The following is a 15,594-nucleotide window of genomic DNA, read 5'->3' on the forward strand; positions in this document are numbered from 1 at the left end:
TGCGTGCAGGGGGGTCGTCGATGCGTGCCGGGGGATCGTCGATGCCTGCCGGGGGTCACAGCCGGTAGACGACGTCGGCGACGTCCTCGGGGTGGTGGCCGAGCAGGAGGAACAGCACGGTCCGCTCGTCCCCGCCGGTCAGGCCGAGGGCGTCGTCCATGGCGACGTTGTCGAAGCCGAGCACCGCGCCGCAACCGATCCGCTGGGCGGTGGCCGCGCAGTACGTCCGCTGGGCGACGGCGCCGATCTCGGCGTTGAGCAGGCGGTAGCCGCGCGGGCCGACCGCGTCGAGCACCGCGTCCAGCCGGCCGGAGATGGCCAGCACGGCGCCGACCTGGCCCATCGTGTAGTTGGTGAGGAAGTACTGCTGTTGCAGGAAGGCGGACATGCCGCCAGCCGGCTCGCCGGCGGCGGGCAGCAGCGCGTGCCGGCGCGGGCAGTAGGCGTACGTGCCGGTGGCCAGGCCGTCGACGTGGTTGGCGAAGACCCAGAGCCGGGTCAGCGACGGCGCGTCGGCGGGCAGCCCGGCGTCGGCCGGGTGGTGCCGGCCGGCGGTGGCGAAGGCCAGCGTGGTGCCCAGTTCGGCGGCGGTCAGCTCGGGTGGCCGGCGGAACCGGCCGAAGCTGCTGGACCGGGTGGCCAGCACCATCGACAGGGGGCGCGCCAGCCGGTCCAGCAGCGGCGCGGGCAGCGCCACCGGCTCGCCGGGCAGGTCGCCGGGCGCGGCGGCGGCCAGCGCGTCCGGGTCGGGCACGGCGGGGGCCGCCGCCGCCCGGTGCACCGCGGCCACCGCGGGGAACTCGCGCAGCCGGCGGGACCGTTCGAAGGCCCGGTAGCGGACCCGGGTCTCCGGCGGCGCGGTCGCCCCGGCCGGCGCGGTCGCCCCCACCGGCGCGGTCACCCCCACCGGCGCGGTCGCCCCGGCCGGCTCGGCGCCGGCCCAGCTCAGCGGCACGACGGCAAAGGCGCTCTCCCGCTCGCCGTCGAAACCGAGCAGCCGGTCCACCGGCGCCGGGTCGAAGCCGAGCAGCCGGGGCAGCGGCACGCCGAGGCCCTGGGCGAGCAGGTCCCAGGAGCCGAGCAGGGCGCCCAGGTCCTGGGTGACCACGTGGTAGCAGAAGCTGTTGTACTTGAACGAGTTCTTCCAGAACCGGATGCTCGCCACCAGGAAGCTGTCCGCCGCGCCCGCCGCGTCGCCGACCGCGGCCCGGACGGTCCCGGCGACGTCGCCCAGCAGCAGGCGCTCCAGCACGTGCTGGCCGGTGTGGTAGTGGTACACGCCGGGCAGCAGCGGCGCGGAGGCGCCGGCGACCAGGAAGATCTCGACCGGGTACATGCCGCCGCCGGAGGCGGTGCCGCGACCCCAGACGGCGTGCTCGAAGTGGGTCCGTTTCGCCAGGTCCTGGTTCCAGTTCACGATCAGCCGCCGGTCGAGCACCCCGTAGGAGAGCCGCAGCAGCGTCGCCAGGGCGGGCAGCGTCCAGCCGCCGGCCGGCGGCCGGTCCGCGCCGGTGAACAGGTCGCGCAGCGTGGGCAGCGTCGGCCCGTCCGCCGGCAACGGCAGCCGCGGGGCGTCCGGGTAGCTGAGGTGCCGGGAGGGCTGGTCGGCCCAGTCGACCTCGTAGTTGAGCGGTTCCATCGGGGTCCGCGCCCGGCGGAACACCGCCTCCGCGTACTCCCGGACGACCGTACGGGCCTCCTGCTGCATGCGTCGCTCCTACGGGAAGGGGTGCGGGTGGGAGTTGCGGCCGGTGGCCCCGAGCCGGTCGGGGCCACGGGCGCCCCGGGCCAGGTGCCGCGCCAGCCGGTCGCTCCACAGCACCCGCTGGCGCTGCCAGCCGAAGTCGATGGGGACCAGGGCGGGCGCCACCACGGCCATGGTGTGCACGCCGGCCACCTCCTGCTCCGGGCAGGTCTGGTCGACCGCGACCACGTCCCCGCCCAGGCCGGCGATCAGCCCGCACAGGTATTCCATGTCGGCGCGCAGGTCGTGGTGGGTCGGCCGGCTCGCCAGCCAGTCGCCGTACAGGTCGGTCATCGACCGCAGCGGCGGGTCGTCGAAGAGGAACGCGGCGTGGCGGGTCATCTCCGGCAGGCCGTAGAGCAGGGCGTGGTGGCTCAGCTCGGTGACCTTGGTGTAGTCCCGGATCATCTCGCGCAGCTCCGGCTCGCTGGCGGCGACCCGCTCGTCGAAGCCGGGCACGTAGGACGCGGTCTCGCAGACCGCCGCGCGGACCGCGTCGTCGGGGTCGAGGCTGGCGCCGGCGGCGAAACAGAGCTGGCCGAGGCCGTCGCCGCGCTTGACCGCCACCGCGGTGACCACCGGCACCGGCAGGTCGGCCCGGGTGTCGAAGAGCCGGATGTCGTACCCGAGCAGGTCGACCCGGTCGAGCATGAAGTGCACCCGCTCGTCGCGGCAGGTGGCCGGGTCGATCTCGGCGAGCCGGGCCGAGCCGTACCAGGCGAGCAGGAAGGCGTCCCGCTCGACCAGTTCGAGCATGCCGTGCAGCAACGCCTCCTCCGGGCAGCTGCCGCTGGCGCAGCCGTTGGAGCACTCCTGGACGAACTTGCGGTGGTCGGTGCGCCGGTCCAGGTAGTAGACGAGCTGCTCGGGCACCAGCCGGGGAGCCCGGTCGCGCAGCGACCAGCCCCAGACCCAGGGCATCGGCGCGTCCGGCGCGTACGGCTGGTAGTAGAGCCCGTGGCCCTGGTAGAAGGCCGGGTGGTAGCCGAGGCCGGCCGGGTCCAGCGCGTCCGGGGCGAGGTTGGCGTAGCTGTCGAAGACGGTGGTCCGGCGCGCCCGGGGGAACTGCCCGGCATACCGCTCCAACCCCTCCAGCAGCGCGTACGTCTCGCTGCCGCCGTAGCTGTTGGCGTGCCCGCTCCACCACATCTCGTGCAGGTCGTAGCGGCTGCGGATGCGGAAGTAGCCGGTCACCGGCGCGGTCGCCGTGGCGTTGTAGGCGCGCAGCGCGCCGCCGCCCAGCGCCCCGGCGACCGGGTTGGCCAGCGCGGCGACCGGCAGGTCCAGTTCCCCGGCCGAGCGCAGCCGGTACGCGTCGGGGTCGGGCTTGGGCCGGCTGGTGAGCGGGATGACGGCCGCCGCCGCACTGTCCGGGCGGGGACGCGCGCAGGCCGGGCACTCGGAGTCGGCCAGCACCTCGACGACGATGGTCTCCAGGGTGTCCATGCGCAGCTGCCGTAGCCGGCCGACGCCGGGCCGGGCCGGCTGGGGCCGGCTGGCGTCCAGCAGGAGCTGCCACAGCGCGTCGATCGCGAACGGCGTCAGGTGGGGCAGGGCGGCCACCGTGCCGACCCGGGCCTGGTGTTCCAGGGCGTGCCGCTCCTCGCGGACCCGGATGGCCTGCCAGCGGCGCTGGGTGCAGAGCGGGCACGGCCCGGGCCGCGCGCCGGCGGTGTCGGCATCGGAGCCGTTGGCGGCCTCGGAGCTGGTGGCGGTGTCCGTCCACCGCGGCCCGACCAGCGCGGTCGCACCGTGCAACCAGATCGGCACCACGGTGCCGGTCAGGCCCTCCCCGCCGTCGGCGTACGCGTCGGTGAGGCCGAGGGCGGCGATCCGGACCGTGATCCCGTGCAGCGGCCCGTCCGGGTCGGCCGGCTGCCGGGTCCGGTCCTGGAATCGCTCGTGGAACGCCTCGCCGAGCTGTTTGAGGCTGCTGTCCCACCCCGTGGAGGTGGTCCGGACATCGACGATCATGCGGTTCACCTGTCTGCGCTCGCGGACTGGGCGGATTGCTGGGCTACCGGTGCCCCGCCGGCGTGGCTCGCCGGCGGGGACGGTAAGGCGGTGGGTTGGCTCACCCGCCGCCGCATCCGGTGCTGGTGCTGCTGCTGCAGCAGCTCGAAGTGCTGCAGCTGCAGCAGCTGGAGCAGGAGCAGCTGGAGCTGGACCAGTCCATGACCATCGCGTCGATCGCGTCGACGTCCTCGATCTCGAACGTCTCCGTCTCCAGCGCGCGCAGTTCCTCAGTCAGTTCCGGCATTTCCTTCCACCTCCCCTCTGGTCGGTCAGGGGCCGCGGCGCCGGCCGGCCGTCCGGAGCGACCGACGGCGCCGGGCTCAGCTGGTGCTGCTGCAACTCGACGAGGTGCAGCTGCAACAACTGGACGTGCTGCAGCTGGAACAGCTCGAGGTGCTCGTGCTGCTGCTGCAGATGTCCATGAGGTCGGCGGACAGATCAGCGATGTCCTCGACCTCGAACGTCTCGGTCTGCAGGTCGCGCAGCTCGCTGCGGACCGAGTCGGACAGCACGCCGGATGTCGGGGGTTGTGTGGGCACAGGCCTCTCCTTGAGCCGCGTTTCGAGCCGGTCGTCGGTGGTCCGCGCGCACCACCACGGTGGTTGCGGAGGCACGCAGGGGCTACTCGCCGGTGTCGGCCGGCGGCGGATGGTGCGGTGTTCGTGCGCGTCCCACCGGGGACCGGAAATCGTCAGCGTCGGGGGCAACCCCGTCCACCCGGTCAGCCGCAGCTGGAGGTGCTGGTGCTGGTGCTGCAGCAGCTCGAGGTGCTGCAGCTGCAGCAGCTGGAGCAGGAGCAGCTGGAGCTGGTGGCGGCGAGCGCCTCGCCGCCGTCCTCGACCTCCTCGATTTCGAAAGTCTCGGTCTCCAGCTCGCGGAGCTCGTCGTTCAGGGTGATCGGCATGTTTCCACCTCCTCTCGTGGTGCGTGCCTCGCCGAAACCACTGACGTGGTGGCTCAGTCGGCCGCCGGGGCGGGCCGGCGCAGCAGGACGACCCCGCTGCGGAAGGCCCCGGTGGCCCGGACGTCCCGGGTGGTCGTCTCGACCAGCAGCGCGCTCATCCCCCGCCGCGCCAGCGCGGCCAGCACGGCCGCACGGTCGGTGGCCGCGCCGGCCGGGACGGCGGGGCCGGCGCTCGCGGCGAGCGCCACCGGGTCGAGGTCGCGCAGCACCGGGTCGCCGAGGTCGGCGACGGTGCCCTCGAAGTGCCGCACCTGGGCCCGGCCGACCACGTCGCGGACCGCCGCGAGCCGGGTGGCGACCGGGTCGTACCCGCCGGCCAGCGCCCAGTCCGGGTCGTCGCCACCGGGCGAGGCGGCCACCGCGAGCACCGCGTGGGCGGGCTCGGCGCCGGTCAGGGCGTACACCGACAGCCGGCGGCCGAACCGGTGGGCGGCCTTGACCACGAAGGCGGTGTCCTCGTCGGTGACCAGGTCCTCCTCGCCGACCGGCCGCGCCTCGGCCCGGCCGCGCAGGGCGGCGAGCAGCGCGTGGTAGGCCAGCGCGTCGGCCAGTGCCCGGTCGATCATCTCGTCCGCGGAGCCCGCGGCGGCGGCGCCCGCCACGGTCGGCTCGGCCCACCCGTCGGCGTTGTACGCGGAGGTCGGCAGGGCCACGGCCGCCGGCACCAGGACCCGATCCGCCTCGCCCAGCACGGTCGCCGGCAGCCAGCGGACGCGCCGGGTGTCGGCGTCGGGCGGGGCGGCGGTCGGCACCAGGTCCCGCCAGGGCACCGGGTGCTCACCCCGCTCGCGCAGCTCGGCCGCCGAGGCGGTCACCGCCGCCGCCGGGTCGGCGTGGCGGGCGGCGTGGTCGCGGACCGCCGCGCGGTAGGCGGCGAGCCGGGCACCCATCACGGTGTGCACGTCGAAGGCGGTCACCTCGCGGGGGCCGCGCCGGCCGGGCAGCCGGAGCCGGGCGGTCTTCAGCGGCGCCTGCTCCAGCGGGTCGTCGACGAACCGGGTGAACACCCCGGCGGTCGGGGTCACCAGGGCCTCGGCCCGCTGGTAGGTCTCGTCGTCCGAGCCCGGTGGCGGCGCCGGCTCGGTCACCGCCACCTCCCGGCAGACCGGGCACGCCGGGTGCGGCAGCACCCGCTCCCGGGTGGACTCCAGGGTGGCCGGGTCCAGCAGCAGCACCCCGCCGGCGGTGTCCGGCGCGACGGCGCCGGTGAGCGCCCGGAACAGCTCGAAGGCGGCGGCGTTGCCGAGCATCCGGGCAGTCACCTCGGGCAGCGCCGCCGGCGGTCCGCCGAGGGCGAGGTGGCGCCAGAACTCCGCGGCCACGGCCGGGTCCGCGGCGGCCGCCAGCCGCAGCTGCGCGCAGTGCCAGCAGGGGGTACGCCCGGCCGCGACGGTCGGCCCGACCACCGCCCGGTCACCGTCCCAGGTCACCGGCACGAGCAGCGGCCCGTCCCGGTGGGCGGCGCGGGCCAGCTCGGCCAGCCGGGCCAGGCCGTCCGGGCCGGCGCAGCAGAGCACCGCGTCCACGGTGGACAGTTCCGGCGTGCCGCCGGGGAAGCGGACCTGCGCGGGCAGCCCGTCGGCGTCCAGTTCCGCCAGCTCGGGGCGCAGGGCCTCGGCGTAGCCGGCCGGGTCGTCGTCGGGGTACAGGTCGAGGCGGACACAGCCGTTGCGCAGCAGCCCGCTCGCGGCGGCGAGCAGCGCCGCTCCCCCGCCGCAGAGCGCCACCCGGGCGGCGTGGAAGCGGGCGAACCGCCCGGTGGGGTCGTCCGCGACGTGGTCGATGAACTCGATCTGGGCGGCGAAGCGGCGGGCCAGCGGCTCGGGCAGCGGGCTGCGCTCGCCGGCGTCCTTGGCGAAGCCGCGGGCCAGCAGGGCCTGGACCAGGGTGAGCACGGTCTGCCGCTGACCGGGGTCGAGGGCGGCGGTGAGCTGCGCGAGGGTGTGCTCCCCGGTCAGGTAGGGACTCAGCGACGTCAACCAGCGGAACGCGGATCTTCCCTTGATCAGGAACGCGTTGTCCGGCCCGCGCAGGTACGCCCCGGCCGGCGCGTCCAGAAAGACCACGTCGTGGCGCAGCTTGGGGCGCATTTCCAGGTTTGTCGCACCGTCCGGCGGCTGGCTCATCCGACCCCCCATGACAACGACTTCGACCGTCTCGAAAGCGTCTTCATGCTGCCCAAGGTCATGTCATTCGTCAACAGATTGTTTCGAGTCGATCGGCCGCGTATGCAAATTGACGTGCATTGAGCTGCGGTTAAGACAGAAAACGTGGTGAAGCCCGGACTTCGGATCTTCCGCAGTCGATCGACCTCCGATACCCTGTGGGCGTCGACCACACCACCGCAGGTCAGCGGGGCTGTGCCCGGCTCGGCGGTGGCAGGTCGCCGAGGGCTGGCGATGCCGGCGCGACCACCGGGCCGGGGCCGGGGCCACCACTTAACGTGTCCTAAAGCGGAGCTAAATGCGGGCCAAGGAAAAATAACCCTGTGATGTGGTCGGGAATGCGAAGGGCGCCGAGATGAACGCGAAGGAAAATCCGATCGGTGGGCTCTCGGCGTGGCATCGGACGATTGCGGTGGCACGTTGAGGAATGACCGATTTGCCATTGAAGTTCATGAGGTGACCAAACGCTATCCCGGCGGCGTCACCGCGGTGGACGGCCTTGACCTGCGCGTGAGCGAGGGTGAGGTGCTCGGCTTCCTCGGTCCCAACGGAGCCGGCAAGACCACCACGATGCGGATGCTGGTCGGGCTGGTCCGGCCGACGAGCGGCCGGATCCGGGTGCTCGGCCACCCGCCCGGCACGCCGCGGGCGCTCGCCCGGGTGGGCGCCCTGATCGAGTCGCCGGCGTTCTACCCGCACCTGTCCGGCCGGGACAACCTGCGGCTGGCCGCCCGGTACGCGGCCGTGCCGGACACCGCCGCCGACCGGGTGCTCGCCGAGGTGGGCCTGACCGAGCGGGCCTCCTCGCCGTTCCGTACCTACTCGCTGGGCATGAAACAGCGCCTCGGCGTGGCCGCCGCGCTACTCAAGGAGCCCAGCCTGCTGATCCTGGACGAGCCGACCAACGGACTCGACCCGGCCGGGGTCAGCGACATCCGCGAGCTGCTGCGCGCGCTGGGCCGCGCCGGCCGCACCGTGCTGCTCTCCAGCCACGTGCTGGGCGAGGTGGAGCAGATCTGCGACCGGATCGTGGTCATCGACGAGGGCCGGCTGATCGCCGACGGCACCCCCGACGACCTGCGTGGCACGCTGGGGCAGGCGGTGCTGCTGTTCGACGCCGACCCGCTCGACGAGGCCGCGACGTGCCTGCGCGGGCACCCGGGCGTACGGGCCGTGGAGCCGGTGAACGGACGGCTGCGGGTGGTCACCGACCCGGCGCTGGCCGCCGAACTCAACCGGCGGCTGGTCCAGGCCGGGATCGACGTCCGGGAGCTGCGCCCACTGCGGCACTCCCTGGAGGAGGCGTTCCTGGAACTGACCGCGCCCAGCCGGCCGCAGCCACCGGAGCCGGCCACCACCACGGGAGGCACCCGATGATCGCAGCCGTCCGCGCGGCCTGGTTCGCCGACCGCAAACGCCCGGCCGTGTGGACGGTCACCACGACCTGGCTCCTGCTCGCCCTCGCCTTCGGCGTCGGGGTGCCCTACCTGGTGCATCTGGCGCTGGCCGGGGACCCGAAGGAGGCGGAGTCCGCCGAGTCCCTGCTCGCCGCCGTCCTCCCGGGGCAGCTGGTGCCGACCGGGATCGGGCTGTTCCCGCTCTTCGGGGGCGCCATCCTGGTGATCCTCGGCGCGCTGGTGGTGGGCAACGAGTACCGCTGGGGGACCTGGAACCTGGTCTTCACCCAGCGCCCCCGGCGGGCGCAGGTGATGCTCGGGCAGGCGGTCGTGCTCTGCGGGCTGACCCTGCTGGTCGCCGTGCTCACCTTCGCGGCGCTGGCGGTCACCACCGGCTCGCTGGCCGCGGCCGAGGGGCGTGCCGCCGACTGGCCGTCGGTCGGCCGGCTCCTGGCGGCGGTCGCGGCGGCCTGGTTGATCTGCACCGCGCACGCCGCGGTGGGCTGGTTCCTCGCCATCGCGTTCCGCGGCGCCACCACGGCGATCGCCGTCGGTCTGGTCTGGACGCTGGTGCTGGAGAACGCGGTCAGCGCGCTCGCCCTCGCGCTGAGCCCATTGACCGTGCTGCAGAAGGTGCTGCTGGCCCCGAGTTCCGGCGCCCTCGCCGGCGCGTTGGGGGCCCGCTCCCAGTTCGACGGCGGCACCCCCGGGGTGCTGGAGTCAGCCAGCGCCGTGCTGCCGGTGGTGGTGCTGCTGGGCTACGTTCTGGTCATGTTCGGCGCGGGTAGCTGGCTGGCCGCCCGCCGGGACGTCGGCTGACAGGGGCGGAAGGAGGCGTCGAGATGGACTTCCTGCTCGCCTTCGTGGTGACCGGGCTCGCCGCGTCGGGCGGCTGGATCGCCTGGGCCGCCGTGCGGGGCTGGGCGCGGGCCCGCGACCGGCGGCACGAGCTGCGACTGGCCCGGGAGCGGGCGGCCACCGAGATCCGACGGGCCGAGCTGGCCGCCCAGGTCCGCGAGATCGAACTGGCCAACGAGACCTACCAGGACTTCCGCCGCCGGCACCCGGACCGCTGACCCGGCAGCGGCTGCCCGCCCAGGTCGCCGCACCACCGCCGAGGCCGCCGCAGAGGCCGCCGCACCGCGCTGCGGCCGGTGCCGGGCCGCCGCCTCGCCGGCCGGTGCCGGGCCGCCGCGAGCGCGACGGCCCGGCACCGGAGCGAGGAACGACCGTCAGGCGCCGCGCAGGGTGGCGCCGAACCGCTCCGCCGCCCGGGCCACCGCCGCGTCCCGGGCCGCCACCGCCTCCTCGACGGTGAGCGTGCGGTCCGGGGCCCGGAAGGTCAGCTTGTACGCCAGCGACCGGCGGCCCGCGCCGAGCTGCGCGGAGGCGTACACGTCGAAGAGCCGGACGTCCTCCAGCAGCGCGCCGGCCCCCTCGACGAGGGCCCGCTCCACCTCGGCCGCCGGGACCGACTCGTCCACCACCAGGGCCACGTCGATGAGGGCGGGCGGGAACGTGGAGATGCCCGGTCCGGTCACCATCGGCGCGGCCGGCAGCGCGTCCAGGTTCAGCTCCATGGCGCTGGTCCGCCGGGGCAGCTCCAGCGTGGCCAGGACGTTCGGGTGCAGCTCACCGGCGTACCCGACGGTACTGCCGTCCACCAGCAGCTCGGCGCAGCGGCCCGGGTGCCAGGGGGCCCGCTCGGCGGCCCGGACGGTGACCCGCCCGGCAGGGATGCCGGCGGCGGCCAGCACCGCCCGGCCGGCCTCGACGGCGTCCGCCCAGCCGGCCGGGCGGCCCGCGCCCCACCAGCCGGCCGGGTCCAGCTCCCCGGTCAGCGCCACGGCGACGTGCCGCGGCTGGTCGGGCACCACCGCGTCGGCGCGGGCGAACTCCTCGTCCGTGGGGCGCCGGTCGACGCCCATCGTCGGCGGGGCGCCGGCGCCCGGACGCGGGTGGAAGACCACGCCGATCTCGTAGATCGCCACGTCCCGCTGGCCCCGGCCGACGTTGCGCTTGAGGATGCCGAGCAGCGGGCCGAGCAGCGTGGTGCGCAGCAGCGGCTCCTCCTCGGACAGCGGGTTGGCCACCCGCACCGCCGGGCGACGCGGGTCGTCGGCGGGCAGGCCGAGCTGGTCGGCCAGCTCGGTGGCGACGAACGGGTGCGCCAGCACCTCGACGTACCCGCGCTCGGCCAGCGACCGGGCCACCGACCGGCGGCGCTGCTGCTGCCAGGTCAGGCCCCGGCCGGGTGGCGCGGTGGGCAGCACCGACGGCACCCGGTCGTACCCGTCGAGGCGGACCACCTCCTCGACCAGGTCGGCCGGGTCGGTCAGGTCGGGCCGCCAGGTCGGCGGCGTCACGCTGAGCACCTCGGCACCGCCGGCCGTGACCCCGGCCTCGCCGGGGTCCTCGCCGAGCCGGTCGCTGCCCCGGGTGACGGTGCAGCCGACGTGCTCCAGCAGCTCGACCACCCGCTCCGGCCGGTACGCCACGCCGACCCGGCGCGACGGCAGGTCCACCGGCAGGATCACCGGGGTACGCGGCCGGACGTGGTCGATGTCGAGGATCTCGGCACCGGCCGTCCCGCCGCCGTGGGTGGTGAGCAGCTGCACGGCGAACTCGAGGGCGACCAGCGGCAGCGCCGGGTCGACACCCCGCTCCCAGCGCTTCGCGGCCTCGCTGAACAGCTTGTGCCGCCGGGCGGTGCGGCCGACCATCGCCGGGTCCCAGTGCGCCGCCTCGAAGAGCACGTTCGTGGTGGTGGGCACGACCTCGCTGGTCTCGCCGCCCATCACCGCGGCCAGCGAGATCGGCCCGGTGTCGTCGCAGATCACCATGTCCTCGGCGGTCAGGGTGCGGTTCACCCCGTCCAGGGTGGTCAGCTTCTCCCCCGGCTCGGCGCGGCGCACCACCAGCGGGCCGCTGATCCGGTCGGCGTCGAAGGCGTGCATCGGCTGGCCGAGGCAGAGCATCACGTAGTTGGTGATGTCGACCGGCAGGGAGATGCTGCGCACGCCCGCGACGGCGAGCCGCCGCGCCATCCAGTCCGGCGTGGCCGCGGCCGGGTCGACGCCGCGCACCATCCGGGCCGCGTACCGGTCGCAGCCGACCGTGTCCCGCACCTCGACCGGGTACGCCGGCTCGGCGGTCGCGCCCGGGGCGGACCGCAGGCCGGGGTCCTGGAAGCCGACGTCGAGCGCATGCGCCAGCTCCCGGGCCAGGCCGCGCAGGCTGAGGGCGTACCCCCGGTCGGGGGTGATCTCCAGCTCGACCACGACGTCGTCGAGGCCGACCAGCGGGCGCGCGTCGTCGCCCGGCTTGGCCGGGATGTGCTCGGGCAGCACCAGGATGCCCGAGTGGTCGTCGCCCAGGCCCAGCTCCTTGGCCGAGCAGATCATGCCGTTGGAGTTGCGCCCGTAGGTCTTGCGCGCGCCGATGTGGAAGTCGCCGGGGAGCACCCCGCCGGGAAGGATCACCACCACCCGGTCGCCCGGGGCGAAGTTGCGCGCCCCGCAGACGATCTCCTGCGGCTCGCCGGTGCCGTTGGCGGCCCCGACGTCCACCCGGCAGAACCGGATCGGCTTCTTGAAGCCGGTCAGCTCCTCGATCTCCAGGACCTCGCCGACCACCAGCGGGCCGGTGACGGACTGCCGCAGGTCCACCACGGACTCGACCTCGATGCCGAGGTCGACCAGCGCCCGCTCCAGGTCGCCGGCGGGCAGGTCGGCCGGGAGGTCCACGTACTCCCGCAGCCAACTGACAGAAACTCGCATGATTGTTAAACCACCGTCTCCGTAACTCGTGCCCGTACCGTCAGACCCCGAACGCGCGGGTGAACCGCACGTCGCCCTCGGCCATGTCCCGCATGTCGCTGACCCCGTGCCGGAACATCACGGTCCGGTCGATGCCCATGCCGAACGCGAATCCGGAGTAGACCTCCGGATCGATGCCGCAGGCGCGCAGCACCCGCGGGTTGACCATGCCGCAGCCGCCCCACTCGACCCACTGCGGACCGTCCCGGTGCTCCGGGAACCAGACGTCGAACTCGGCGGACGGCTCGGTGAACGGGAAGTAGTGCGGCCGGAACCGGGTCTTCGCGCCCTCACCGAACATGGCCCGGGCGAAGTGGTCCAGCGTGCCGCGCAGGTGCGCCATGGTGATGCCCTTGTCCACCACCAGGCCCTCGACCTGGTGGAAGACCGGCGCGTGGGTGGCGTCCAGCTCGTCGGTGCGGTAGACCCGGCCGGGCACCACCACGTAGATCGGCGGCTGGCGGGTGAGCATGGTGCGCGCCTGCACCGGCGAGGTGTGGGTCCGCAGAACGAGGCCGGAACTCTCCGCACCGGCCGGGGGTGCGATGTGGAAGGTGTCCATCAGGCCGCGCGCCGGGTGGTCGGCGGGGATGTTCAGCGCGTCGAAGTTGGTCCACTCCAGCTCGACCTCGGGGCCCTCGGCCACCTCGTAGCCCATCCCGATGAACAGGTCGCTGATCTGCTCCATCAGGGTGCTCAGCGGGTGCCGGGCGCCGCGCGGCCGGCGGTCGTAGGGCAGGGTGACGTCGACCCGCTCCTCGACCAGCACCCGCTCGGCCTGCTCGCGCTCCAGGATCTCCTGCCGGGCGGCGTACGCGGACTCGATGGCCCGGCGGGCCTCGTTGACCCGCTTGCCGGCGTCGGCCTTCGCGGCCGGTGGCAGCGCGCCGATCTCCCGGCGGGCGAGGGAGACCGGGGCGCGGTCCCCGAGGTGCGCGGGGCGCAGCGCGGTCAGCGCGTCCGGGTCGGTGGCGGCGGCGAACGCCTTCTCGGCGTCGGCCACGGCCCCGGCCAGGGCGTCCGGGTCGAGCAGGGCGACCTGCTTCGGGTCGTACGGATCGTTGCGGTAGCTCATGGCGTACGGGCACTCCCTCACGGCGGCGCCGGCCCTTTCGGGGCGGCTAGGCGAGTCTACGGACGCGCGGCTTCGCCGCAGCCCGCCGGTGGGAGGTCGCGCAGGGGAAGGGTCAGGCCCGCCGCCCGCCGACACCGGCGGGCTGGCTAAACGAACGCCGTGGCGCGTTCATCACGTGGACGACTCCCCTGCTGTGTGCCGCGCGACGCGATCGCGTCAGCGCAGTGCTCTCGCTGAAGCGTACAGGCAGACGGCCGCGGCCGCAGCCAGGTTCAGGCTCTCGGCGCGCCCGTGCAGCGGCACCCGGACCCGGGCGTCGGCGGCGGCGGTCAGCTCCGCGGGCAGCCCGTGCGCCTCCGACCCGAAGAGCCAGGCGGTCGGGGCGGCCAGCCGGCCGGCGTCGGTGAGGTCGTCGAGGTCGCTGTCGCCGTACCCGGTGGTGGCCAGGACGGTGAGCCCGGCGGAGCGCAGCGCCGCGACCACGGCGACCGGGTCGGTGGCCCGGACCACGTCGACGTGGAAGAGGCTGCCGGCGGAGGCCCGCACGCACTTGCCGTTGTAGGGGTCGACCGCGTCGCCCGCGAAGATCACCGCGCCCGCGCCGGCCGCGTCGGCGGTGCGCAGCACGGTGCCGGCGTTGCCCGGGTCGCGGATCTCGGCGAGGACCGCGACCAGGCGCGGCCCCCGCGCCAGGGCGTCGTCCAGCGGTACGTCAAGGTGCCGGCAGACGGCGACCAGGCCCTGCGGGGCGACGGTCTCGGCGAGCGCGGCGAGGGCCTCGTCGGTGACCTCGGAGACCGGCACGTCGGCGCGGGCGGCCGCGGCGGCCAGCTCGGCGTACCGGTCGAGCGCGGCCGGGGTGCCGAAGAGCTCGACCACGGTGCCGGCGCGGGCCAGCGCCTCCCGGACCGCCTGCGGCCCCTCGGCCAGGAACCGGCCGGTGGCCTCGCGGTCCCGGCGGCGCTGGAGCCGGCGGGCGGCGACCACCCGCGGGGTACGCGGGGTGAACGGGCCGGGAACAGCGTCGAGGCGCCTCCCGTGCGGTGCTGACGGCATGGGAGACGCCTCGATCTGCTGGTCCGGGTGGGTCCGCGGTCTGCCGCTAGAGGTGGATCAGGCGGCCTGGGCCGCGGCGCCACCGGTGCCCTCGGCCGCCACGGCGGCGCGGGCCAGCTCGACGATCGCGGCGAACGCCGCGGCGTCGTTGACGGCCAGGTCGGCCAGGATCTTGCGGTCGACCTCGATGCCGGCCAGGCGCAGGCCCTGGATCAGCCGGTTGTAGGTCATGCCGTTGGCCCGGGCGCCGGCGTTGATCCGCTGGATCCAGAGCTGCCGGAAGTCGCCCTTGCGGTCGCGACGGTCCCGGTAGGCGTACTGCATCGAGTGCAGCACCTGCTCCTTGGCCTTGCGGTAGAGCCGGGAGCGCTGACCGCGGTAACCGCTCGCGGTCTCCAGCAGGGTACGACGCTTCTTCTGGGCGTTCACAGCCCGCTTGACGCGTGCCATCTCAACTCCTTCTTCGGTTCAGGTGGCGCGCGTCAGCGGCCGAGCAGCTTCTTGATGCGCTTGACGTCGGCCTTGGCCAGCTCGACGGTGCCGGTCAACCGCCGGGTCCGGCTGGAGGGCTTCAGCTCCATGTGGTGGCGAAGGCCGGCCTGCTGGGCAACGATCTTGCCCTTGCCGGTGACCTTGACCCGCTTGCCCATACCCGTGTGGCTCTTCATCTTCGGCATGTGGAACGTCTCTCCCCTGTTACTGGCCGCTGGTGTCAGCGGTCGGGCCGGTCTCGCCGGCTGCTGCGGTCTCGCCGGCCGCCGGGGTCTCGCCGTCTGCCGGGGCGGTCGACTCCTCCGCCGCCCGGTCGCGCGGTCCACCGCGGGACGCCGTGGCGGCGACCGCGGAGGCCTTGACGGCCCGGTGCGGAGCGAGAACCATGATCATGTTTCGGCCGTCCTGCTTGGGAGCGGCCTCGACGTATCCCAGGTCCGTGATCTCGGACTCGAGCCGACGCAGGAGCCGGTAACCCAGCTCCGGGCGGCTCTGCTCGCGACCGCGGAACATGATCGTCACCTTGACCTTGTCGCCCGCCTTGAGGAACCGCACCACGTGACCCTTTTTGGTCTCGTAGTCGTGCGGGTCGATCTTCGGCCGGAGCTTCATCTCCTTGATGACGGTCTGTTGCTGGTTACGCCGCGCTTCGCGCGCCTTGAGTGCGCTCTCGTACTTGAACTTGCCGAAGTCCATGAGCTTGCACACCGGCGGGCGCGCCATCGGCGCAACCTCGACCAGGTCCAGGTCGACGTCCGCGGCCAGCTGCAGGGCGCGCTCCAGCGGGACGATGCCCACCTGCTCACCCTCAGGGCCGACCAGTCGGACCTCACGTGCCCGGATCTGTTCGTTCACGCGTGGTTCGAC

15 protein-coding genes are annotated in these 15,594 nt (G+C 74.4%); 3 read left to right on the forward strand and 12 right to left on the reverse strand.

Annotated features, from left to right (window positions below):
- Positions 1-55: 55 nt before the first annotated feature.
- The 6 genes from AB0I11_RS24775 to AB0I11_RS24800 form a co-directional block, all read right to left on the reverse strand.
- Positions 56-1,708 carry a SagB family peptide dehydrogenase gene (locus AB0I11_RS24775; RefSeq protein ID WP_357325025.1) on the reverse strand — a complete coding sequence of 551 codons (1,653 nt, stop codon included), beginning with the start codon at positions 1,706-1,708 and terminating at the stop codon, positions 56-58.
- Positions 1,709-1,717: 9 nt separating this feature from the next.
- Positions 1,718-3,718, reverse strand: a complete 2,001-nt coding sequence (locus AB0I11_RS24780; protein ID WP_357325028.1) for a TOMM precursor leader peptide-binding protein — start codon at positions 3,716-3,718, stop codon at positions 1,718-1,720.
- 100 nt (positions 3,719-3,818) lie between these two features.
- Positions 3,819-4,004: a thiazolylpeptide-type bacteriocin gene (locus AB0I11_RS24785; RefSeq protein ID WP_046564718.1), complete on the reverse strand. Its 186-nt coding sequence runs from the start codon at positions 4,002-4,004 to the stop codon at positions 3,819-3,821.
- Between the two features lie 76 nt (positions 4,005-4,080).
- Positions 4,081-4,299, reverse strand: coding sequence for a thiazolylpeptide-type bacteriocin (locus AB0I11_RS24790; protein WP_231605700.1), 219 nt, complete (start codon positions 4,297-4,299; stop codon positions 4,081-4,083).
- Positions 4,300-4,481: 182 nt separating this feature from the next.
- Entirely contained in the window at positions 4,482-4,664 is a 183-nt protein-coding gene (locus tag AB0I11_RS24795) for a hypothetical protein (protein WP_046564715.1), read from the reverse strand.
- 53 nt (positions 4,665-4,717) lie between these two features.
- The gene (locus AB0I11_RS24800) at positions 4,718-6,850 is read right to left on the reverse strand and encodes a TOMM precursor leader peptide-binding protein (protein WP_357325035.1); all 2,133 of its coding nucleotides are present in this window, start codon (positions 6,848-6,850) and stop codon (positions 4,718-4,720) included.
- Between the two features lie 495 nt (positions 6,851-7,345).
- Between AB0I11_RS24800 and AB0I11_RS24805 the strand changes: the two genes are divergently transcribed.
- From AB0I11_RS24805 to AB0I11_RS24815, 3 genes are read left to right on the forward strand one after another with little or no spacing between them, the layout of a single operon-like run.
- A complete protein-coding gene (locus AB0I11_RS24805; RefSeq protein ID WP_357325037.1) occupies positions 7,346-8,266 on the forward strand; it encodes an ABC transporter ATP-binding protein in 921 nt (306 codons plus the stop codon).
- Positions 8,263-9,105 (forward strand): ABC transporter permease subunit, encoded by an 843-nt coding sequence (locus AB0I11_RS24810; RefSeq protein WP_357325040.1) that lies wholly within the window; start codon positions 8,263-8,265, stop codon positions 9,103-9,105. Before AB0I11_RS24805 ends, AB0I11_RS24810 begins: the two co-directional genes overlap by 4 nt.
- Positions 9,106-9,128: 23 nt before the next feature.
- Entirely contained in the window at positions 9,129-9,362 is a 234-nt protein-coding gene (locus AB0I11_RS24815) for a hypothetical protein (RefSeq protein ID WP_357325044.1), read from the forward strand.
- A 156-nt stretch (positions 9,363-9,518) separates the two neighbouring features.
- Here the strand turns inward: AB0I11_RS24815 and pheT are convergent, their stop codons facing one another.
- The 6 genes from pheT to infC form a co-directional block, all read right to left on the reverse strand.
- Positions 9,519-12,065, reverse strand: a complete 2,547-nt coding sequence (pheT, locus tag AB0I11_RS24820; RefSeq protein ID WP_357325047.1) for a phenylalanine--tRNA ligase subunit beta — start codon at positions 12,063-12,065, stop codon at positions 9,519-9,521.
- A gap of 40 nt (positions 12,066-12,105) precedes the next feature.
- Entirely contained in the window at positions 12,106-13,179 is a 1,074-nt protein-coding gene (gene pheS / locus AB0I11_RS24825; protein WP_357325050.1) for a phenylalanine--tRNA ligase subunit alpha, read from the reverse strand.
- 216 nt (positions 13,180-13,395) lie between these two features.
- On the reverse strand, positions 13,396-14,235 hold the full coding sequence (locus AB0I11_RS24830; RefSeq protein WP_357325053.1) for an RNA methyltransferase: 840 nt from the start codon (positions 14,233-14,235) through the stop codon (positions 13,396-13,398).
- 57 nt (positions 14,236-14,292) lie between these two features.
- Positions 14,293-14,685: a 50S ribosomal protein L20 gene (gene rplT / locus AB0I11_RS24835; RefSeq protein WP_030335718.1), complete on the reverse strand. Its 393-nt coding sequence runs from the start codon at positions 14,683-14,685 to the stop codon at positions 14,293-14,295.
- Between the two features lie 32 nt (positions 14,686-14,717).
- Positions 14,718-14,912, reverse strand: a complete 195-nt coding sequence (rpmI, locus tag AB0I11_RS24840; protein WP_357325056.1) for a 50S ribosomal protein L35 — start codon at positions 14,910-14,912, stop codon at positions 14,718-14,720.
- Between the two features lie 19 nt (positions 14,913-14,931).
- A complete protein-coding gene (infC, locus tag AB0I11_RS24845) occupies positions 14,932-15,582 on the reverse strand; it encodes a translation initiation factor IF-3 (protein ID WP_357325060.1) in 651 nt (216 codons plus the stop codon).
- Between the last annotated feature and the right edge of the window lie 12 nt (positions 15,583-15,594).

This window comes from Micromonospora sp. NPDC050495, from assembly GCF_040655175.1.
Classification (GTDB): domain Bacteria; phylum Actinomycetota; class Actinomycetes; order Mycobacteriales; family Micromonosporaceae; genus Micromonospora.